Genomic DNA, 20,809 nt, shown 5'->3' with positions numbered 1-20,809 from the left:
TGAACTACAAGCCGATGATGACGGCGGCCAGCGGCGGGCAACCTCATGGGTCTCTCGCACCTCAGGTGCAGGCAACATGGGTTCCCCGTGATGCTCTTCGCCGCCTGGCCGCGTACAAGATCCTCGCCGCGTACGACGCGAACCAGGCCGGGGAACTGGCCGTCCTCACCGGCAACGAGGCGGGCGCCGAGCGCCGCGAGTTCGGTGACGCCGCCGTGTTCGTGGATACCGCGCTCGCGCACCTCCTGGGCAAGTCCCAGCAGATCGTGGTGGCGGGCGCCGAGCACGCCGGGGCCGACGATCCCGGCCCTCAGGCGCAGGCGGCGGCTGCCGTGCAGCTGCTGTTGCGGGGCTGGGCGGAGAAGGAGCTGCTGCCGCTGCGGATGCAGGCCGCCGAGCGGAAGGCGGTGCTGCTCGGGGATGCGGTCTACCTTCTCGCCTGGGACCCGGACAAGGGTCGGGCCCGTCTGCGGACCTTCGACCCGGGGTTCTACTTCCCCGTGCTGGAGGAGGACGCTGACCCAGGCGACTACCCGCGGCGGGTCCATCTCGCCTGGGAAATACCCGAGGACGCCGAGCGCGGGGTCAAGGCGCGGATCCGGCGCATCACCTACGAGCTGGGGCCGATCACCGCGGCGACGCGCAGCACGACACCTGATGCGGGACGCCCCGGCCGGGACCTGGTGGCCGACGGGACCGGCGGATGGCTGCTGGAGACTGGTGATGTGTTCCGTACGGACAGCGGGATCATCGAGCGGACCTACCCGTGGTCGGACCGGCCCTCCCGTACCACGTGCTATCTGACCGACGCGGAGTGGAACCTCGATGACCTGCGCCACGGTCAGAGCCTTGATGATCTGCCGCTCGACAAGGCCCGGTTCCGGGCCCGTTCGGACGGGGAGGTCCTGCACCGGCTCGACCTGCGCTTGGACTTCCTGCCGATCATCCACATCAGCAACACCGTCGCGGACGGCGAGCACTTCGGGCAGTCGTCTCTGGCTCCCGTCATGCAGGTACTGGACGAGCTCGCGGAGACGGACACTGACTCGGCGCGCGCCTCTGCGACGACCGGCGCCCCGATCATCGGCCTGGCCGGTGCTCGAGCCGAGGTAGACCGGGTCACCGGCAGGCCCCGCCCGTTGTCGGTGGAGCCGGGCACCATCTTCCAGCTGGCCGATGGCGGGCGCATGGACGTCCTGGACACCTCCGGGCAGCTGGCGGAGCTCCGCGCCCGCGTGGAGGAGATCCGGGAGCGGGCAGCGGTCAACGCGCGTCTGCCCGCGGTGAGTCTGGGCACCGTCGACCCGTCGGACGTCCCCAGCGGATACGCCCTCCAGCTGTCTCTGGGGCCGTTGGACTCCCTCGTGGACGCAATGCGTCTTGCCCGCGCGCACAAGTACGGGCTGCTCTTCAAGATGGTGCAGCGGCTCCATCAGGCCGGGCAGGCGGAGGGGTGGCCCGCCGGTGAGAACCTGCCGGTTCGGCTGGCCTTCGGGCCGCACACTCCGACGGACCGCAGTGCTGTCCTGGACGAGGTGGTGCGGGGTGTCGGAGCCAGCGTGCTGAGCCTGGAGACCGGCGTACGGATGTTGCAGGATTCCGGCTACCCGATCGAGGACGCCCGCGAAGAGGTGCAACGGATCACTGCGCGCCAGGCGAACAAGGTGGCGGCCGGGGCCCGTTCTGCCCAGCCCAGCGACGAGGAGGACGCTACTTCGCCGGAGGAAGCTTGAAGTCGGTCTTCCGCTTCGTCTTGAACCGGTCCTTCTGTGACTCGGCGGACTCGCGCATGTCCTCTTCGGAGACGGCCTGCTTGTTGCCGCCGCCCCACTGCGTCACGTAGGTGCCCTTCCCCCCGGGGACGTTGTCGATGTGGGAGATGAACAGGCAGTCGCCTGCGAACTCGCCGAACTCCGGCCCCAGTACCTGGCCTTCGCGCGGGTCGCGGCCGGCTGCGAGCCAGTTGCCGTCCTCGTCGTAGATGACGCGTTCTTCCTCGGATGCGGCCGTCCGTACGCAGGAGCCCGGTGAGGCCCCGGGGGTTGTGTACTGGGCCTCTTGGAGGGCGGCCGTGTACGCGGTGAACGGCGTCCGGTCCACCCGCGGCTGCCACAGCCACAGGGCGCCACCGGCGACCAGTACAGCCGCTACACCGGCGGCCACCCACGCCGTCCTCGGCCGCCGGCCGCCCGCCGCCGTCTTCTCCAGCGATACGCCGTCGATCTCTTCCACGATGCCCCCCACCTGGATGTTCGTGTTGATCATGCCAGGTGAGGGGAGCTGGAAGCCCGAAGGGCGTCACGCTGACATACGTAGACTCGGTGACGGCGCGGGGACGTCGAGGAGCTGCACGTCCTGATGTCCCGCACCCTGCCCACTCCCGGTGCCGTCCTCGGCTACCGCCGCGACGGCCGACCCATCTTGCCGATCCTGGGCGCCTCCTCCGAGGACCCGTCCAACCCTCCGGCGAAGGTCACCTTCGACCAGCAGCAGCTTCAACAGCTGATGGCCCGCGAGAAGGACCAGGGGCAGCGGTCCGGTGCCCGAGCCCTCGTCGAGAAGCTCGGCTTCACCTCGGCCAGCGAGCTGGAGCAGTTCATCACCGCGCAGCGCGAGGCTGAACAGGCCCAGCTCAGCGAAGCCCAGCGCCGCGAGCAGGCGCTCGACGCCCGCGAGGCCGCAACCGTTCGCCGTGAAGCCGCAGCCGCCTCCCGTGAGCGGGACGCCGCACGCCGTTCCGTTCTCGCGGGGCTCGGTGCGACGGGCGAGAATCTCGGCGACGCTGCGGCCCTGCTCCGCGTCCCGGACGACGCGGACGACACCGCTGTGGCCCAGGCCGCGAGCGAGCTTCGCGAGCGGCGCCCCGAGCTGTTCACCACTGCCTCGAAGACCCCCGGAGCGATCCCGCCGGCGCCCGGCGGTGCGCCTGCGTCCGTGCCTCCGCCCCGCCCGGGCGGCCAGACCAGCAAGCCCGGCTCTGCCGGTCTCGCGATGGCCCGGCGGCGCGGCATCCTCCCCCCGGCCACGTAGCCAGCGCGCAGCGACCGCTGCACGCTGCGGGGACCACGCCCCGCTCTCTTCTCGTGGACCGCTCCACCAACTCCGGTGCGTGCGCGTCGCCACCAGCACTACAGGAGACAGCGGCTTGATACAGCCGTACACGACCTCTGTGACCGTGACCGCTGACCGGGACTGGCTCGCCTCCCGCCACGGCACCGACTCCACCGAGACGATCACCCTCGACCTGGCCAAGCTCACCAAGAGCACCCACTACTCCGAGCCGACCGCGACGGCCCCGCACGGCTTCGTGCGCTCCGGCGTACCCGTCGGACGGATCACCGCATCGGGCCTGTACGGCGCCTACGACCCGGCGGCCACCGACGGCCGCCAGGTCCTCGCCGGCGTCGTCTACGCGGAGGCCGCGTTCACCCCGGGCACCGTGAAGGTCCCGGCCGCCCTGCTCTGGCACGGCACGGTGAAGACGGCGAAGATTCCCGGCGGCATTGACCCGGCGAAGATCGCCGCGAACCCGGCGGGCGCGCAGCTCCGCTTCCTGGCGGTGAGCTGATGAGCATCGCTGACCTCCTCAAGGGCGTCTCCGTCGCCGACCTGACCGTGTACGCGCGGTCCATCCCCAACCCGGGCGACTTCCTCCTGACTCAGACCGTCTTCGCGGAGACGCAGGTCCAGGACGTGAAGTGGCGGATCAGGAACTCGAAGCGGCGCGTCAACACCGCCTCCTACCGTGCCTACGACACGAGCGTCCCGTTCGCGAAGCGCCAAGCGGAAGCCACGCAGACCGAGGGCACCCTGCCCGCGCTCGGCCAAAAGCTCCTGGTGGGCGAGATGGAACAGCTCCTCCTGGACGCTGCGCGCGGCGCCGACGAAGACCGACTCGTCGAGCTCCTCTACGACGACGTCGAACGGCACGTCGAAGCGATCCGTTCGCGTCTGGAGCTGGCGGCCGGTGACGTGCTTCTCGACGGCAAGTTCTCCCTCGCCGGCGAGAACGGGCTGACCGTCGAAGTCGACTACGGCGTCCCGGCGGCGAACATGCCGACCGCTCCCAAGCCGTGGAGTGATCCGGCGTCCGACCCGCTCGCGGATGAGCTGCGGTGGATCGACTACCTCGACTCGATCGGCGCCCCGGCCCCCGAGATGGTCCTCACCTCCCGGAAGGCGTGGTCCCACCTCGCAGGGAACGGCTCGTACCGGTCGGCGTACTACGGCACCCCGGCCGGCGCCCAGACCCCGACGTCAGCCCTCACCCCCGAGCAGGTCAACTCGGTGCGCGGCACATACGGTCTGCCGCCGATCACGCTCTACAAAGCGCAGGTCTGGCAGGACGACGTGTCCAAGCGGGTACTCCCCGAGGACAAGTGGATCCTGCTTCCGCCGGATCGGGCCAAGTGGGGACAGACCCAGTACGGCACGACCGCCGAGTCGCTGGCCCTGTCCCGCGGTACCGGTGCACAGATCGAGCGGGAGGAAGCCCCGGGCATCATCATCACCCGAGGCGCGCAGGACGACCCCGTTCAGATTTGGACGAAGGGCGCCGCCGTCGCGATGCCCGTGCTGGCCGCACCGGACTGCCACATCACCGCGACTGTCCTGTGAGCGCGGCCGTCCACGCCCTCGGAGTCCTGGCCGCGACCGTCCACGTCGTCGACCCGGTAGAGCGCGTGCCGCTCGTGCTGATCGCCGGCACGGAGATCAGTGATCCGGAGATCGCCGAGCAGATCACCAACCCGAGCTGTTGGGAGAACGGCGAGCCACCGAAGGCGAAGCCCGCCCGTAAGGGCACACCCGCAGCCTGACCCCTGGCGGGGAGGAGCACACCGCTCCTCCCCGCCTCCTTCGTAAAAGAGCAGGAGCTTCGTGCACACCGATGTCCTTCACTGGCTGACGGCCCAACTGGGCCCCGACACCGACCCGGTCGACCTGGCCCAGCGGTACGAGCGTCTGGGTTCGGCGCGTGCCGTTGCCGACGAGATGCTTCACGAGCGGATCGCCGCCCTGCTGGCTGAGCCTCTGCGGGTGACCGTGAACGGGGTCGCGACCATCGATCACGCCTCGAACGTGGCCGCGCTCGAACGCCGCCTCACTCAGCTGGCCTCGCAGGCCGCTCCCGACGACGGGCCCGTGGGGGCGTCGGAGGTGGTCCTGAGCGTCCCACTCGTCGCGCGCCCCCGTCGCTGACGAACCACCGCACGGACGGTTCGGCGGCGGACCGGAAGCCCTTGGGAAGGCCCTCGCCGCCGAACTCGCCGACGCCGAGGCCGATCGCGTCCTGAACATCGTCCGGTCTGCGGGAACGGCGTAACGGGCAGAAGAGGAAACGGACAGGACCTCCGCGGCCCTCCGGGGTGAAACGGCGATGTCCCGCCCCCCGGAGTGGGGCGGGACATCCGGGTCCGATAAGCACAGCAGCCAGCTTTGATTAATGGACGTGTCCCACGCTAGGGCAGCGAACGTGACGGTCCTTGAGTCGTCATCCGCCTCACGCTGCGGCCCGGTGTGAGCAGCCAGTTTGCGTAGACGGGGCGTGCGCCACGCGCACCTACGCTCCGGATCATGAGCGTTTTCGATGAACCCCGCCGTGTCCGTATAGCCGCCCGTCCGGATGAGTCGGCCGTGATCGAGGTCGATGGGCAGGACGTGGCCGGAGCTGTGGAGGCCTACCGGATCACGCAGACCGTGGACGAGGGCCCCGAGATCACGCTCTATCTGACTCCGGGCTGGGAGGGCATGGGCTTCGACGGGCTGGCGGAGGTGATGGCCGAGCCGTCCGACCTGAGGCACGTCGTGATCGGCTTCTTGGACGCCGTGGACTCGCAGAAGCTCGACGAGGCCGTGCTGAACCGCAATGACCTTGACGGCCGGCCGGGTGAGCTGACCCGCGGGTTGCTGGCCCAGCTGCGGGAGTGGGCCCTCAGTGCTTGATCAGGCTGGCATCGCCCGCTTCGCGGAGCGGCACCTGATGCCGGACACGGTGAAGGTGACGCGTGATGTCGGCGAGCAGGTCCTCGACCCCAAGACCGGCCAGCTGATCGACGGGCCGCCGCTGGTGGTCTACAACGGGGACGCCGGGCTGTATCCGCAGCAGGAGAAGATCCGCAGCCGAGGCCGTGACGGGGCCTGGGCGGAGGAGATCCGGGCCGGGTACAAGCTGCTGTTGCCGCTGTCGGCGCCGGAGCTGGAGGACCACGACGTAGTGCTGGTGATCAAGGCCCGTGACGAGCAGGCGGTGGGCCGTACGTACGAGGTGACGACGCTGGGCGAGGTGTCGTCGTTTCCGGTGCTGCGGACGGTGTGGCTCGAGCAGCGGGACCGGGGGGTCCGATGAGCCGGGGGAAGGGTTCGTTCAACCATCCGGCGGCCCTCGCAGCCCTCTTCGATCAGAAGGGGCTCGCGCTGCGGTCGGAGTCGGAGGCTGCGGCCCGGGTCAGCGCGGCGCTGCTGGTGGCGTCGATCCGGCAGCGGGCATCGGGCCGGCCGGGACCGCGGGTCATCACCGGCAAGTACAGGGCGTCGTGGCAGTCGGAGGTCTCCGCAGCGGGGCCGGTGTTCGTCGCGCAGATCGGTTCGGACGCGCCGCAGGCCCGGAGGCTGGAGTACGGGTTCGTCGGGACGGACAGCCTCGGCCGCCGGTACGCGCAGCCCCCGTTCCCCCACGTCGGGCCTGCTGTGGAGGCGTCCGGGCCGGTCGTCGCACGGATTCTCGGTTCTGCGGTGGAGCGTGCCCTGTGAGCGATCTGGCCACCGACGTGGAGACGGTGCTGACCGAGGTCCTGGGCGGGCACGAGCGGGGCATCCTGTCCCGTGCCGTGGTCGTGGCGGAGGTCCTGGACGTGGAAGGCGAACGCTCCCTGTCGGTAATCACCACGCCGGGCCTCAGCGAGTGGGACGCGCTCGGGTTGTGCCGGTACGGCGTCCTCAGCATCGAGGGACCGGCCGCCGCCTACTTCACTCGGGACACCGAGTGATCGACCGCGCCCCCGTGACGGCCGCCGTGCGCACCATGCTGGCCGCGGCGACCGGTCGGCCCTGCGGAGTCGGGGTGCTTCCGCTGGTGGACGGCAAACCGGCGCCGCTCCCGTACAGCGTCCTCTACCCGCTCGGCGGGCCCGTGGATGGCGCGCCGTTCACAGATGCCTCCGAGGACGCGTACCCCGTCTTTCAGGTGACGGTCGTCGGCGCCCGCACCGATCAGGCCGAGTGGCTGGCTGACCAGGTGCGTCGCGCCTTCCTCCAGCGCACGCCGGCGGGCGACTGGGAGCACCCGGTCACCGCCCCGGACCTGGAGGTGTGGGCCCGAGAACTCCTCGTGGACGAAGGCGCCGACCCGGCCGGCGGGGACGTCGTGACGTACATCCAGCGGTACAAGCTCGCCGCGACGGCAACGGCCTGATGCTGGCGGGCCCGAAGGTTGAAGGGACCCGCCAGCATCGAGCAGGGTCAGACCGGCTCGTGGAGGCGGGTGATCCCCTCGTCCGAATCCTCGACGACGGCCAGCGGGACGGGCGGGTCGACAGGGGCCTCCGGCTCGGCCGGGGCGACGCTGTCCGCAATCACCCGTCGGAGTCGGGTGATCTTGGGTCCCCAAAACTCCCGGATGAGCACGGCCAGGCGCTTCATGATGGGCGGACCGGCGATCGCCGCACCGATGCCGATCAGGGTTGCTTCGAGGCGGTTCTCCGCGACCACGGACAGGGTCATGGTGATGGTTTGCACTGCGTCTCCATGTCGATGAGCGGGCGCATAGGCGCCTGCTCCGGAGATCAGGCAGCCAGCACCCAGGAACGTGCAGGGGCATCGGAGTGGAGACCGGGCTGCGGCCCGCGCGGGATCCTTGGCGAGGCCATCCGGAGCACACCACAGGGCGACGTGTCGTGGCGAGGGGCGTGTGAGGTGAACTCATAGCCAGCGAATCCCAACAGCCCTTCCAAGAGCCGTTGGACCCGTCGCCGGAGCCGGGTCAGCTTACGAAGCAAGTTCGTTAGGTCAGAGTGCGACAATGGCCTCAGGTGGTACCGCAGTCCATCAATCGGGTCTGAAACTGCGTCGCACACGTGCTGCTCGCGCAAGCCGACATCGTCGCGGAGTTCACGAAGCCCGTTACCGCGCGCAATCCGCTCGGCGGCGACCGCATCGCTGGCTCTGTCCAGCAAGGTTGCCCGCCGGATAAGAGCGGTGAATTGCGCAGTCTTCCCGGAACCAGCGTGGGCAATGAGCAGCGGCCCACTGGCGGCGTCCTTCGATTCCGCTTCGAGCCAGAGCGCCACTTTTACGAGCGAGGACTGCTCCTCTTCCCGCTTCTGCCAAGCCTGATCGACAGGTGAAGTCGGGAACGCCGAAGTCGTAGGCGGCACTTCGTGCCTATCGCTACGACTTGAGTCGGTCACAGGTCGATCCTAGCGCCCTTGTGCCTGGACGCGACTGCGACGGCGACCATCGCCTTGACCGCAGTAAGTTGGCCTAGGTGAGGCCCCGGGTCGCCACTGGCACCCACCGGAGTTGCGTCACCCTCACCGCGGAGGCCCCTGCGCGGACGCCCAACCCAACCTCGGGACGGGCCGGTTCCCCGACATCGTCGAGGGACGGGGCCTCCCTCACGCTTGGCTGCCGTCCCGGAATCGGACAGCAGACCCTTGCAGATCCAGAAATACTCGCGGCGCGGCATCACGCGCATCCTGTGGCTTAAGGCCGTCAAAGACGCTGGCAACCTTCCTACTCGGGCGGAACTGACCGCCGGCACCGACCTGACGAACGCCATCGCTGCGATCGACGGCTGGTCGCTGTCGAACCAGGCGATCGAGACGCCGGACCTGGGCTCGACGTTCGAGTCGAAGATCCCCGGCACTGATCAGGCGGACGACTCATCCCTCGGCTTCTACGAGGACAAGGTCGCCGACGAGATCGAGCAGCTCCTGACGAAGGACTCCACCGGCTGGGTGGTGATCCTCCGCAAGGGCGACATCCCCGGTAGCCGGTCCATGGACGTCTTCCCGGTACGGATCGGCTCCCGGTCCCCCCAGTACTCCGTCGACAACGAGGCCGCCAAGTTCACGGTCGCGTTCTCAATTACGGAGAAGCCGCTGCAGGACGCCCCCGTGCCGCCCGCTGCGCCGAAGACCCCGTAGCTCCTCTCCCCCTGAACTCCCGGCCGGGCCTGCCGCGTCCTCTGCGCCCCATCCCTTGTTGGCGTGCGCTCGGCGCAGGCCCGGCCGGGTCCCTCCCCCTCACCCTGGAGATTCCCCTGATGTCCGGCACCACCACGTCCACCGCCCCGCCCGAGCCTGCTGTTGCCCGCGATGCCCACTGGGCCAGCAAGCTCGCACGTCTCCGCGCCCGACAGCTCCCGGAGCAGGTCCTCCAGTTGTGTGACGACGCGGCCGCCCAGAAGCGTCTCGACCAGGCGAAGCTGACCTTGGCCCGTCTGCGCATGGCTGATGCGGAGACCGGCGGTGAGCAGGCCGAACTTGAGGCAGCGCAGGCCGAGCTGGTCGCGGCGCAGGCCGCTTACGACGAGGTGTCGGATCGGCTCGTGTTCAGGGCGCTGCCGCGCCCGGTTCTCGACGGGCTGATACGGCAGAACCCTCCGACGGAGGACCAGGCAGAGAGCGGTGACGCCTGGAACCCCGAGAGCTTCCCGCCGGCGCTGGTGGCCGCCTCGCACATCGAGCGTGACGAGGACGGCCAGGTGGTGGAGGGCCTGACCGTGGAGGACGCCCAGGGTCTCCTGGACAGCTGGCCGATCGCGGAGTCGAACGCACTGTTCGCGGCGGCCTGGCAGGCGCAGCAGATCAACAGGTCGACGGTCACGGAGCTGGGAAAAGGCTGATCGCTGACGGTCAGCTCCGGGCCGAGCTGGAGGTGTGCGACCGGTACCGGATCCCGCACAGCCTATTCCTCGGCGCCGGAGACGGCCGGTGGTCGGAGAGCGACCGGGCGAAGGCACTCGCCTTCGAGGCGTACCGGCGCAGCGTGTGCGAGCAGTGCGGCACCCGGGGCGCGGAGTGGGACGAGGACGCGGGCGGTGATCGGCACGCGTACGTGAGCACGACCGTCCGGTGCGTGGGCTGTGAGCTGATCGCCACGGAGCAGCAGCAGGTTCCCGACGGCCCGGATGGGTTCGGCGTACGGATCGGGCTGATCCCCCGTGCGGCTGCCGAAGCACAGGCGGGGGACCGTGCGGCAGGGAGCACTACGGTGGACTGAGTTGGACGTGGGGGCCGTTGGCGGCCCGCACGCACCGCTTGGGGGCGGTGGGGCGCACGAGGTAGGCGCGCGGGGAGTAAGGGCACCGGCCAGGTGTCGAGCTACACGCTCAGCGTGCAGATGCGCGCCGACGCAACGAACCTGCTGTCCAGCATCCGTGGCGCCTCCGGTGCGCTGCGGTCCCTCGGCCGTGATGTCGATTCGCTTCACCGCACCCTGGGCCGTGTCGGCTCCGGCTCCTCAGGGCTGCGCGGTATCTCCGCCGACGCCGACGGTGCGCGGCATGCTCTTCGTCAGACCGGCTCGGACGGCGACGCGTCGATGCGCCAGCTGCGGCGTGGACTCATCGGCGCCCGGCAAGAAGCGCACCACCTGCGGAACCTGGTGGCGGGTGGCGGCATCGTCGCCGGGCTCGCGGAGATCGCCCGGGAGGGCAACGAGTACCAGCGCGCCATCCAAAAGTGGGGTGCAGTCACGGGCGCCTCCGGCCAGGAGATGGTGATGGCGGCCGCCAAGGCCCGTGAGCTTGGCTCCGACCTCAAGATCCCCGGCACGTCGGCCTCGAAGGCGGCGGACGCGATGCTGGAGCTCGCGAAGGCGGGCCAGACGTCCACGTCGTCCATCGCGAACGCCAGGGCGGCGATGCAGCTCGCCGCAGCCGACAACCTGTCCGCGGCCGACGCCGCCCGGTACCTCGGCGACGTCATGGACCAGTTTGGGCTCAGCTCGAACAATGCGGGCCGTGCCGCTGACGTCCTCGCGGCTGGCGCGAACGCCGCGTCGGGTGGCCTCCAGGACATCTACTACGCGATGTCGTACACCGGCCCGGTCGCCGCCCAGCTGGGGATCTCGCTGGAGGACACGGCGGCGTCCGTGGCGATGCTGGCCCGCTCCGGCATCCTCGGCTCCCAAGCAGGAACGTCCCTGCGCGGCATCTTCACGAACCTGGCCGCGCCGACGAAGCGGATGAAGGAGGGCCTGTCCGAGCTCGGCATCGAAGCCTGGGACGCACAGGGCAACTTCAAGGGCCTTCGGAACGTCGTCGAAGGGTTCGAGAAGGCCCAGCACAGCCTGAGCCAGAAGGACTTCACAGCGTCGCTGTCGAAGGTCGTCGGGAAGCCCGCCCTCGCCGGTGCGATGGCGCTCGCCCATCAGGGTGTGGAGAGCTTCGACCAGATGCGGACGGCCATCGGCCGTACCGGTGCGGCCGGTGAGATCGCCGCCTCCCAGACCAAGGGCCTCGCTGGTGCCCTCAACCAGTTGAAGAGCCAGGCGAAGAACAGCGGCCAGGTCCTCTACACGGCGGCGGCGCCCGCGCTGGAGAAGCTGACCCGACTGACGACGAAGGTCCTCGGCTCGGGCACTCCGGCTGTCGCCGGGGCCCTGGACTACCTCCACGACCTGTACACCCTGGCGAGGCCGTCGGCGTCGCAGGCGGCTGCGAGCGGGCTGGCCGAGGTCCGTGATGTCCTCGGCAGCCTCGGGGCGCCGGTGAAGGACCTTGCCTTCGACGCACTGGCCTCGGCGATCAACGTGGTGGTCAACGCCGGCCGGGCCGGTCTCGACATCCTCAGGAACCTGGGCGAGGGCCTCGAACCGGTCGCGGACGCACTGTCCGACGTCGCGAGCGAGAGCGGGGCCGGGGCGACCGCTCTGGACATCATCGTCACCGCCCTGAACCTGACGAGCAGCGCGGCGTCGTACGTGTCCGGGGCGCTGAAGCCGATCGGTGAGGTGGTGGCCTGGCTGGTGCGGGGGTTCTCCGCGCTCCCGGGCCCGGTGCAGACCGCGATCGTCGCGATGATGATGGCCGGCCGGGTCGCTCCGACGATGACGCGGCTCGCCGGAACGGTGTCCGGGCCGGTGGTGGGCGCCTACCGGTCGTGGAGCGACCAGATGCGCGTGCAGTCCACTCTCGCCGCCGCGCAGGGCCAGTCTGTGGGCCGCATCGGTTCGGCTCTCGCCGTGCTCCAGACCCGAATTCCGATCGTCGGGCAGATGAGCGCCGCGTTCCGGTCCGCGGAGGGCCCGGCTTCTGGTCTGGCCAAGTCCATCGGTGTCGGCCTCGGTGGCGCGGCCCGCGGTCTGATGGGCGCGCTCGGCGGCCCCTGGGGTGTCGCCATCGCGGCGGCCGGTATCGGGCTGTCGATGCTGGCCTCCTCCCAGCAGAAGGCCGCGCAGGCTGCCGCCGATCACCAACAGCGCATCAGCGGCCTGTCCCAGGCGCTGCGGGACTCGAACGGCGCGATCAACGACAGCGTGCGCGGGGCCGCCGCGCAGGCCGTCATGGACGCGAAGGTCTTCGACGGCAAGGCCCGCCTGGTCGACGTCATGGAGAAGGCCGGGGTCAACGCCCGCCAGCTCACCAACGCCTACCTCGGGCAGGACGGCGGCCTCAACGCCCTCCAGAGGAGCTTGCAGAGCACCGCCGACGCCAACCGCGAGCTGATCATGACCTCGGGTGGCGGCCAGTACACGTACACGCAGCAGGGTGTCGCCTACGCGAAGGCCGCTGAGGCGCTGGGGTCGGTCAAGGGCGAGATGTCGCAGGCCGTGCAGGACGCCAAGAACCTGGCGGATGCGACCGGGTCGGGTGCCAAGTCCGCCGCCGACAGTGTGGGTCCGTTCGGGAAGTTCTCCGACGCGATGCGCCGCCTCTCAGACAGTACGGCGGACGCCGACACCCGGGCCCGGGCCCTGCACGACGCGTTGAACATCCTCGCCGGCGGGTCGGTGAACCTGTCGGCGGCCGAAGCCCGCCTGAACCGGAGCGTCCTGGATGCGTCCGAGGCGTTGAGGGGGGGCGTCGACCACGCCGAGGGGTACGGCAAGGTCCTCCTGAACATGGACGGTTCGCTGTCCACGGTCACCCGCAATGGGCAGAAGCTCTTCGATGTTCTGCAAGGGCTGTCGACGAACAGCGCGGACGCGGCGCTGGCGGCGTACCAGTTCGCGGAGGCCAACGGGAAGAGCGTCCCTGAGGCGTTGCAGGCGGCCCAGAAGCAGATGCAGTCCGCCCGTGACTCCGCGATCGCCACCGGCGAAGGGTTCGGGCTGTCCGCGGAGCAGGCGGGGAAGCTCGCGGATGCGGCGGGCCTGGTCCCGGAGCAGGTGTCGATCCTCCTCCAGACCGCCGGCATGGATGCGGCGGTCGCTGAGCTGATCGCCGTGCAGCAGGCGTTGAAGGCGACGCCGGACAACAAGACGGTGACGATCGCGACGCTGTCGAACGAGGCGCGCGAGGACTTGAAGAAGCTCGGGTTCTCGATCACCGACCTTAAGGACCGGCGGGTGCAGGTGACCGCGCCCACGGACCTGGCGCGCACCGACCTGGACGCGCTGATCTCCAAGATCAGCCAGACGCCGGGCGCGAAGCATGTGGCCGTGTCGTCATCGACGGCCGAGACGATCGCGAGCCTGGAGAACGTAAAGACGGCCATCGCCGGTGTCCCGGGCGGTAAGTCCGTCATCGTGAGCGCGCCGACGGAGACAGCCCGGCAAGAGCTGCTGAACCTCGGGTTCTCCATCGAGGCCGTGCCGGGCAGCAAGAACGTGTCGGTGACCGTGCCGACCGGGTCGGCGACGAGCGGGGCCGCCACGATCCAGGACGCCATCAACGGCATCTATGGGCGCACCGTGACGGTGACGACCGTCCACAACGACATCTGGCGGACTTCCAGGCAGCCGGGCCCGTACGCGGACGGCTACCAGTTCGCGAGCGGCGGCATCCTCACGTATGCCTCGGGCGGCGTCCGGGAGAACCACGTCGCGCAGATCGCTCGCGGCGGTGAGTGGCGGGTGTGGGCGGAGGACGAGACCCAAGGTGAGGCGTACATCCCGTTCGCGTCCGGCAAGCGGGCCCGGTCGAAGGCGATCCTCGACCAGGTAGCACGCCGGTTCGGCGGCGAGGTCACCTATAACGCGTCCGGCGGGCTGTCCGACTGGTCGTACCAGCCGCTCGGTGGCTCCGGGTTCTCCATCAGCGATGTCGTGTCCAAGTCGCAGAGGAAGAGCGGAGACAAGGAAGTCTTCGACCTCGGACTGTTTGAATCGAACCTGCGTAGCTCGGTGTCCACGGCGCAGTCCTGGCGCGCCAACCTGACGACCGTCGCCCAGCGGGCCGGCACGGACGTGGCCAAGGCGTTGGAGGACATGGGCGACGACGGCGTGGAACTCACCCGGAAGATGGCCACCGGTTCGACCCGCTACGTGCAGGACATGGCGGACCAGCTGAAGAAGCTGTCGGCGACCGCCCGAGCGAGCCTGGCCGACTACACGGCGCAGCTCCAGAACGCTGTGAAGGACAACGCCTCCTTTCAGAGCGCCCTGACCCAGCTCGCTTCGAGCGGATTCGGTGCGCTCGCCGAGCGCCTGGCGAAGCAGAACGATGCGAGCGCGGAAGCTCTGGCGCAGGAGGCTGTGCGCGATCGCGGCAAGGCGGAGAAGGCTAACGCCGCCGCGGAGGCTGCGGGGAAGTCCCTGGACGGGGAGCAGCTGACCGACCTGGTGAAGCTGATTGGTGCCCTCGGCGCCGGCCGCGGCATTCACGATGTCGCGGACGTGACCGGGCTCGGTGAGGACCGGCTGATCGAGGTGGCGAACCTGGCATCCGCACAGCTGCAGAGCACAGGCGCGCGCGGTGAACGGTTCCTTTCGGATCTGATGAAGGCGAACCGAGGACTGGCTTACGCGAACGGCGGTATCTGGGAGCCGGGCGTGTACGGCGGTGCCGGGGCCTCCCGAGGGTTGATCAAGTTCGCTGAGCCTGAGACCGGGGGCGAGTCGTACATCCCGCACGCGGCGGCGAAACGCGGCAGGGCCGCGGCCGTACTCGGTGCGACGGCGGGGAAGTTCGGCTACGGGCTGGTGCCCCGCAAGCTCGTAGACGCGGGCAGCGGGCGTCCGCAGGTCGTGGTGGTGCAGCAGTCCCCCGCGATCGGCACTCAGACGATCAACGTGGCGAACAGCCCGGCCTCGGCGAACGACATCGCCGCGTCGATGGCCTACCAGCTGCGCCGGGCGAAGCGTGGTGGTCTGCGATGACCGCCGGCCTGAAGGACTTCCAGGTGGAGCTGGGCGGGGTCGTCATCGGGCACGGAACGCGCGTCCCGATAGCGGAGATCGAGGGCTTGGGCCGCGCCCCGGTCCGCGGTGATGTTGCATCCCGCCCGGGTGCGGACGGGGCGTGGGCGGGCACCGACTGGTACGAGGCGCGGACGATCCGTATCGACTGCGGTATCAAGACGCCCGGGGACCCTGCGGCTGGCGTGGATATCCTCGCTGACCTGCAAGAACTTGCTGACGCTGCCGCTGCCCGTACGGCGCCGGGGGCCGTGATGCCGCTGCGGATCCAATGGCCGGGCCGCGAAACGCGCGTCCTGTTCGGCCGGCTGCGTCGGGTCGACCCGTCGTGGGAGAACGCGGCTGCTGGCTGGATACCCCTGGATATCGAGTTCGTCGCCGTCGATCCCCGCTTCTACGCGGACACCATGTCCGCGCTGAGACTGTCCCTGTCCAGGAAGGACCTCGGTGGGCTTAAGGCGCCGCTGGTCGCTCCGCTGAACACGGGTATCTCCCTGCCGGACGAACGGCGCGGCTGGGTCCGTAACGACGGCACCCTCCCGGCCTGGCCGACCCTGCGGATCACCGGCCCGTGCATCGACCCCCGTATCTACATTCCGAAGACGAGCCAGCTCCTCCAGCTGTCCGTGTCTCTGACCACCGGCGAGTACATCGACGTCGAGACGCGGCCCGGGACGCGGTGGGCGCTGCGCAACGGCACCGAGAACGTGGCCGTGGGCATGTCGACGGACTCGCGGCTGGACCGCTTCCAGATCCCGGTGGGCTCCACCGAGCTGTGGTGGACCGCGCGCGGCTACTCGCCCGCATCCCGCCTGTCGGTGACCTGGCGAGCGGCTTTTAAATCCCTGTGATCCTCCCCTTCAAGGAATACGTGCTCATGACGTTGATCAATCCCCCTCTCCTCGTCCATGGCGGTACCCACTCGGCGCGCGCCTTCCGCATGATGGTGCGGGACCTGAGCCACGGTGCGCAGGGCATCACCGAGTCAGACGACCTCAAGGTCGCCCAGCTCGAGACGCCAGGCACTGGCGTACGTGTCGGGGATGGTTCGGCGGTCATTCGCGGGGCGATGGCCTGGGGGCAGGGCAGCTACACGCAGTACAACGTGGGATTCCACAGCGTGCCGATCGCCCCGACCGGTGCATCTGCCCGGTCGGACCTTCTCGTCCTGCGCGTCGAGGACCCGGAGTACGAAGGCGTGCGGAACCCCGAGTCTGACGACATCGGCTACTTCCACGTGATTCCCAACGTGCCTTCGAACACCGTGGAGCCGCCTGCGGGGATGACGGCCGTCGCTCTGGCACGGATCGACATCCCGGCGAACGCTCGCGTCATCACGGACTCAATGATCAAGGACGTACGGACCCTGGCGAACCCGCGGCGGGACCGGCAACTCCACACGTCAACGCCGGCCGAGGTACAAAAGTGGCAGGGGAATAGTGCCGTGTGGACGGACTGGCCACCCATATCTCGGTTCACTATCCGGGTCCCCAACTGGGCCGTCCGCGCCCGCGTTCTGATGACGACCTCGGGCCTTGAACTGATCGGCAGCCTCTACGGGGAGGCCGCCTGTCGATTGGGCAGTGTGGTGAGCGAGTCCATTCGGTTCGACGACGGAAGCCGCACTCAGGACCGGTGGATGCGCATCACCACCATCGTGGCGGACACCATCTCCATTCCCCCATCGATGCGGGGCACCGATCAAACGCTGCAAGGGCGGTTCTTTTTCACGCCCGACATCCCCGACTCCGAGATCCGCACCGACCAGCTCACCAGCATCGTCGCGGACATCGAGTTCGAGGAGGGAACCTGATGCCCACCTATCGCTACCGGGTCCATGACGCCCTCAGCGGCGAGACCCTTGCTGCCCATCTCCCCCTTTCCAACGTAGAGTTCGGGCCGTCTCTTTCAGAGCCGGGTGAATTGTCTGGAAGCGTTCCGGTGCCGTTCCAGCGCCTGGTCAGCTCCACGGTCAGCCCCGGGAACACGGTCCTGGTGGTCGAGAGGGACGACACCGTGGTGTGGGGCGGCGTGATCTGGCGAGCCGCGCCGGAAGGCGACGAGTTCCCGATCGAGGCGGGCGGGTGGGGCTCCTACCTCCACCGTCGTCATGACGTCCATGGAGAACTCGATGGCCGCGGACCGTACGTTCATGCGGATGCCTGCCAAGTGATTCGCGACGTGTGGGCGTATGCGCAGGGCCAGCCTGACGGGGATCTCAACGTGGCGGTCGAAGGGTCGGCGAGCGGCACCACGGTGGGCACGCCGGCCGAGCCGTACCGGGTCGACTGGTGGGAGGCCCCTGTCCTCGGCGACATCGTCGACAACATGACTCGGGTCGAGGGCGGCCCGCAGTGGACGGAGGAAACCCGCTACTCCGAGCACTCAAGTGGTCGGCCTATCGGTCAGATACGTCTTGGCTGGCCGCGCCTGGGAGCCCGGCGCACGGACATCGGATTCTCCTCGGGCGTCAACATCGTTCGGGTTACGCCGGTGACGTACGACGGGGACGGGTATGCGCAGGTCGTCATCGCATTGGGTGCGGGAGAGGGGCGGGGGCGGCGCCGCGCTGTCGACGCCACGCGGGACGGCCGGCTGCGTCTTGAGCACGTCCTCGAAGTATCGGGCGAGAAGAGCAGCGACCGCCTGGCGGCCCGCGCCCGACGCGAGCGGATCGCGCGGCAGGTCCTCGGCGAGGTCGGCGAGATCGAGGTTGTCGACCACCCGGCGGCGCCGATCGGGTCGTGGCAGGTCGGTGACGACGTTCAGGTAAGGCTCCACGACCAGTGGGCTGACTGGACGGGCTGGTGCCGGATCACCGGGTGGCGAATCCGTCCCCCGCAGGCCGGAGACAGCGAGCGAGTCACGCTATCGCTGGCCCGCGCCGACCGATTTGTGTACGGGGGTTGACGTGGCGAGCGACCTGACGCAGATCGCAGCCCGTCTCAACGATGTTGAACGGCGCCTGACGGGGCGCACTCGAACCGCGAGCCTGGCGTACTCCTCCGTTGAGGCGGGCGCGATCGAGGTCTACGACGAGAACGGGGTTCTGACGGGCTCGGTGGGCGTCCAGTTCGACGGGACGACCGGTGTCGCTATGTTCAACGGTCCCCCGCCGCCGAAGTGCACCGCGCCTCACGTCGCCCCTGTTCTCGGCGGCCTTCGAGTCGGCTGGGACGGAGGATTCGCTGACGCGGCGGCACCGCCCCTGAACCTGGGGCGGGTCCAGGTCCACCTGCTGCTGGCCGCGGACGAGGCGTTGGACATCAGGAACCCAGCGGCGACGATCGAGGGCGCGTCGGGAGCGACGGTGACGATCGCGGTCAGTGACTACGCATCCCGGCACGTCCGCTTGGTGGCGATCAGTACCGCTGGCGTTCCGGGACAGGCGTCAACACCAGTGGTTGCCGCCGCGCGGCAGGCCGTCGGGCAGGACCTCTTGGACGGCATCGTCTCGGAGATCAAGCTCGCCGAGCAGGCAGTTACGGAGACAAAGCTTGCCGTCGCCGCCGTTGGTTCGCCTGCGGTCGCGGCGGGGGCAATCACGACCTCGAAGATCGCGGCACTGGCGATCACGGCGGAGAAGATCGCCAGTTTGACGATCACCGCCGACAAGCTCGCTGCCAGGCTCATCACGGCGGAGAAGCTGGCTGTGAATGCCGTGACTGCCTCGGCTATCGCTGCGGGATCCATCGACGCGACGCACATCAAGGCTGGTGCGATCTCCGCTGACAAGCTCAGTCTGGGCTTCGACGGTAACCTCGTGGCCGACTCCAGTTTCGAAGGCGATGCGGCGGTCCGACGTCTAACGGTGGGGTGGAGCATCGTCAGCCCGGGCCAGGCCACGCCCAAGGCGATCCGGGCCGATTGTGCGAGCGCCTCACCGATCGACCGTATTCACACGCTCGGTGCGTTTCCTGCGACGCCGGGCACCAGGATGTGGATGGCTGCTGACTACCTGGTCAGTGCGGATTTCGTGGGCAAGGATTGCGAGATCTATGTCCGGTGGGAGGATTCCGCTGGCAGTGCCCTCGGGTACAGCAGGGTCAACGCTGAGAATGCGGCGGGCAAGGGATGGCTCTTCATGTCAGGGAGCCCCTCCTCCGTCGCGCCCGCGCAGACGGTTCTGGGCCGCATAAGGATCGCCGCGAACGCCGCCACCGCCGGGACTGTGACTTTCGACAACGTAATCGCCCGCATCGTTGTCTCCGCTGGTGGAACTGGGGCCCGGGCGGAACTGTCGCCGGATGGCATGCGATTGTTCGATCGAGACGGGGAGGAAACTATCTCCCTCGTCACTGGCAGACCTCAGTACCTGACGATTACGAATAACGGCAGACCCGTTGCCAGCATCAACGAGAACGGCGCCGCGGGGTTCGGCGACTTGGCGATAGCAGGGCAGCTGACGATCAAGGGTGAGCAGATCGATCGAAGGCTGGCGCAGGCCCCCCGGGGCGTCATCGCCTTGCACACGGTCACCCAGGCGGTCACTACGCCGGTTGGTACCGAGAGCGGTTTCGTGGAGCTACCCGTAGCGATTGAGGCAGATCGCCAGTATCGGATCGCGGTCGATGCGCTCAGCGAGCGGTCCGTTAGCGGCGGAGAGCTGCTACTACTTCTCCGGGATGGCGGCGCAAACGCGCCGACGTTGTCATCGCGGCAGGTCCAGAGCGCGGTCTTCCCCATGGGGCCCGGATGGCAGCGTGTACGTCTGGAGTTGGTGACCTCCGGGGCGACACTGGGGGCCGGTACTCATCGTCTGCTGTCAACGTTCCTTTGGAGGGGTGTGACGAGCGGGAAGATGTCGCTGTTCGGCGGGCCTGAACAGCCTGCTGTCATGTATGTCGAAGACGTCGGACCGGCAATTTCGGCAACAGGATCGCTCAATCCGGCGACTGGCCAGAACCCTATTCCTCCGACTCCGGCAACCCAAAGGTACGAGCGGACGTACGAAGCATCCTGGTCTGGCACCTACACCAACCGAAGTGCCTACAGCTCCTATCACGGAAGCCAGATGCTCCAGGGGTTCTACTCAACGACGAACGGCACCACTTCGTCACTCGCTGGATTCCCTGCCACATTGCTCTCGGATTTGAATGGAGCAGTAATTGAGAAGGCTCAGCTCTTCCTGTACTTCGAGCACTGGTATTACGCGACAGGAGGCAAGGCCGTGGTGAAGTCCCACGGACACTCCTCGCGACCGAGCGTCTTCAGTAGCGACAGCCAGGCTCTCACCATCAGCTGGACGCGTAACGAGGGCAAGTGGGTAGACGTGACCGACCTCGTCCGAAAGGGCGGGTTCCGCGGATTTGCACTCGACCCCAACTCGACGTCGAGCGACTTCTACGGACGGGCTCACGGAGTCGGTCAGCAATACCCGCCACAGTTGAAAGTGACGTACGTGAAGTAGCCATTCGGCGGACAGGGCTCTCACTGGCTTACTGGCGCCCTGTCCGTACACGTACGATCAACATCAGGCGCGCGGGGCTGTCGGGAGAGTGATGTC

22 protein-coding genes are annotated in these 20,809 nt (G+C 68.8%); 20 read left to right on the top strand and 2 right to left on the bottom strand.

The genetic code is table 11. The features are described from left to right. Nucleotides 1–65 precede the first annotated feature (65 nt). Nucleotides 66–1,733: a hypothetical protein gene (locus tag ACZ4UB_RS09960; RefSeq protein ID WP_468069503.1), complete on the top strand. Its 1,668-nt coding sequence runs from the start codon at nucleotides 66–68 to the stop codon at nucleotides 1,731–1,733. Here ACZ4UB_RS09960 and ACZ4UB_RS09955 read toward each other — a convergent pair. After that, the gene (locus ACZ4UB_RS09955; protein WP_468069501.1) at nucleotides 1,711–2,265 is read right to left on the bottom strand and encodes a hypothetical protein; all 555 of its coding nucleotides are present in this window, start codon (nucleotides 2,263–2,265) and stop codon (nucleotides 1,711–1,713) included. The two genes, ACZ4UB_RS09960 and ACZ4UB_RS09955, sit on opposite strands and share 23 nt — an antisense overlap. Before the next feature lie 93 nt (nucleotides 2,266–2,358). Between ACZ4UB_RS09955 and ACZ4UB_RS09950 the strand changes: the two genes are divergently transcribed. The 10 genes from ACZ4UB_RS09950 (at nucleotide 2,359) to ACZ4UB_RS09905 (ending at nucleotide 7,411) form a co-directional block, all read left to right on the top strand. Beyond that, nucleotides 2,359–3,030 carry a hypothetical protein gene (locus ACZ4UB_RS09950; RefSeq protein WP_468069500.1) on the top strand — a complete coding sequence of 224 codons (672 nt, stop codon included), beginning with the start codon at nucleotides 2,359–2,361 and terminating at the stop codon, nucleotides 3,028–3,030. Between the two features lie 139 nt (nucleotides 3,031–3,169). Continuing rightward, on the top strand, nucleotides 3,170–3,568 hold the full coding sequence (locus ACZ4UB_RS09945; RefSeq protein WP_468069499.1) for a head decoration protein: 399 nt from the start codon (nucleotides 3,170–3,172) through the stop codon (nucleotides 3,566–3,568). Next, on the top strand, nucleotides 3,568–4,617 hold the full coding sequence (locus ACZ4UB_RS09940; protein ID WP_468069498.1) for a major capsid protein: 1,050 nt from the start codon (nucleotides 3,568–3,570) through the stop codon (nucleotides 4,615–4,617). The genes ACZ4UB_RS09945 and ACZ4UB_RS09940 overlap by 1 nt, the downstream gene beginning before the upstream one ends. Beyond that, a complete protein-coding gene (locus ACZ4UB_RS09935; RefSeq protein ID WP_468069496.1) occupies nucleotides 4,614–4,817 on the top strand; it encodes a hypothetical protein in 204 nt (67 codons plus the stop codon). Before ACZ4UB_RS09940 ends, ACZ4UB_RS09935 begins: the two co-directional genes overlap by 4 nt. A 61-nt stretch (nucleotides 4,818–4,878) precedes the next feature. Beyond that, nucleotides 4,879–5,199, top strand: coding sequence for a hypothetical protein (locus ACZ4UB_RS09930; protein ID WP_468069495.1), 321 nt, complete (start codon nucleotides 4,879–4,881; stop codon nucleotides 5,197–5,199). 375 nt (nucleotides 5,200–5,574) lie between these two features. Next, a complete protein-coding gene (locus ACZ4UB_RS09925) occupies nucleotides 5,575–5,943 on the top strand; it encodes a hypothetical protein (protein ID WP_468069494.1) in 369 nt (122 codons plus the stop codon). Beyond that, nucleotides 5,936–6,346: a DUF6093 family protein gene (locus tag ACZ4UB_RS09920; protein WP_468069493.1), complete on the top strand. Its 411-nt coding sequence runs from the start codon at nucleotides 5,936–5,938 to the stop codon at nucleotides 6,344–6,346. Before ACZ4UB_RS09925 ends, ACZ4UB_RS09920 begins: the two co-directional genes overlap by 8 nt. Beyond that, the gene (locus tag ACZ4UB_RS09915) at nucleotides 6,343–6,750 is read left to right on the top strand and encodes an HK97 gp10 family phage protein (protein WP_468069492.1); all 408 of its coding nucleotides are present in this window, start codon (nucleotides 6,343–6,345) and stop codon (nucleotides 6,748–6,750) included. The genes ACZ4UB_RS09920 and ACZ4UB_RS09915 overlap by 4 nt, the downstream gene beginning before the upstream one ends. After that, nucleotides 6,747–6,986, top strand: a complete 240-nt coding sequence (locus tag ACZ4UB_RS09910; RefSeq protein ID WP_468069491.1) for a hypothetical protein — start codon at nucleotides 6,747–6,749, stop codon at nucleotides 6,984–6,986. Before ACZ4UB_RS09915 ends, ACZ4UB_RS09910 begins: the two co-directional genes overlap by 4 nt. Further along, nucleotides 6,983–7,411 (top strand): hypothetical protein, encoded by a 429-nt coding sequence (locus tag ACZ4UB_RS09905; RefSeq protein ID WP_468069490.1) that lies wholly within the window; start codon nucleotides 6,983–6,985, stop codon nucleotides 7,409–7,411. Before ACZ4UB_RS09910 ends, ACZ4UB_RS09905 begins: the two co-directional genes overlap by 4 nt. Nucleotides 7,412–7,458: 47 nt before the next feature. Here the strand turns inward: ACZ4UB_RS09905 and ACZ4UB_RS09900 are convergent, their stop codons facing one another. After that, complete coding sequence (locus tag ACZ4UB_RS09900) at nucleotides 7,459–7,734, bottom strand: hypothetical protein (RefSeq protein ID WP_468069489.1); 276 nt, start codon at nucleotides 7,732–7,734, stop codon at nucleotides 7,459–7,461. A 338-nt stretch (nucleotides 7,735–8,072) separates the two neighbouring features. Between ACZ4UB_RS09900 and ACZ4UB_RS09895 the strand changes: the two genes are divergently transcribed. From ACZ4UB_RS09895 to ACZ4UB_RS09855, 9 genes are all read left to right on the top strand, one after another. After that, nucleotides 8,073–8,342 (top strand): hypothetical protein, encoded by a 270-nt coding sequence (locus tag ACZ4UB_RS09895; protein ID WP_468069488.1) that lies wholly within the window; start codon nucleotides 8,073–8,075, stop codon nucleotides 8,340–8,342. Between the two features lie 309 nt (nucleotides 8,343–8,651). Continuing rightward, a complete protein-coding gene (locus tag ACZ4UB_RS09890) occupies nucleotides 8,652–9,143 on the top strand; it encodes a phage tail tube protein (protein WP_468069487.1) in 492 nt (163 codons plus the stop codon). A 119-nt stretch (nucleotides 9,144–9,262) separates the two neighbouring features. Next, complete coding sequence (locus tag ACZ4UB_RS09885; RefSeq protein WP_468069485.1) at nucleotides 9,263–9,844, top strand: hypothetical protein; 582 nt, start codon at nucleotides 9,263–9,265, stop codon at nucleotides 9,842–9,844. Between the two features lie 32 nt (nucleotides 9,845–9,876). Continuing rightward, a complete protein-coding gene (locus ACZ4UB_RS09880; protein ID WP_468069483.1) occupies nucleotides 9,877–10,221 on the top strand; it encodes a hypothetical protein in 345 nt (114 codons plus the stop codon). 93 nt (nucleotides 10,222–10,314) lie between these two features. Continuing rightward, entirely contained in the window at nucleotides 10,315–15,264 is a 4,950-nt protein-coding gene (locus ACZ4UB_RS09875) for a phage tail tape measure protein (protein ID WP_468069482.1), read from the top strand. After that, nucleotides 15,261–16,154 (top strand): phage tail family protein, encoded by an 894-nt coding sequence (locus ACZ4UB_RS09870; RefSeq protein ID WP_468069480.1) that lies wholly within the window; start codon nucleotides 15,261–15,263, stop codon nucleotides 16,152–16,154. Before ACZ4UB_RS09875 ends, ACZ4UB_RS09870 begins: the two co-directional genes overlap by 4 nt. Before the next feature lie 26 nt (nucleotides 16,155–16,180). Further along, a complete protein-coding gene (locus tag ACZ4UB_RS09865; RefSeq protein WP_468069478.1) occupies nucleotides 16,181–17,116 on the top strand; it encodes a hypothetical protein in 936 nt (311 codons plus the stop codon). Further along, complete coding sequence (locus tag ACZ4UB_RS09860) at nucleotides 17,116–18,213, top strand: hypothetical protein (protein ID WP_468069476.1); 1,098 nt, start codon at nucleotides 17,116–17,118, stop codon at nucleotides 18,211–18,213. The genes ACZ4UB_RS09865 and ACZ4UB_RS09860 overlap by 1 nt, the downstream gene beginning before the upstream one ends. Before the next feature lies 1 nt (nucleotide 18,214). Continuing rightward, nucleotides 18,215–20,713, top strand: coding sequence for a hypothetical protein (locus tag ACZ4UB_RS09855; protein ID WP_468069475.1), 2,499 nt, complete (start codon nucleotides 18,215–18,217; stop codon nucleotides 20,711–20,713). Nucleotides 20,714–20,809: the final 96 nt, after the last annotated feature.

It is taken from the genome of Streptomyces sp. NPDC028419, from assembly GCF_055565515.1.
The sequence above is the reverse complement of the archived record's forward strand: the minus strand, read 5'-3'. Positions and strand labels throughout refer to the sequence as shown.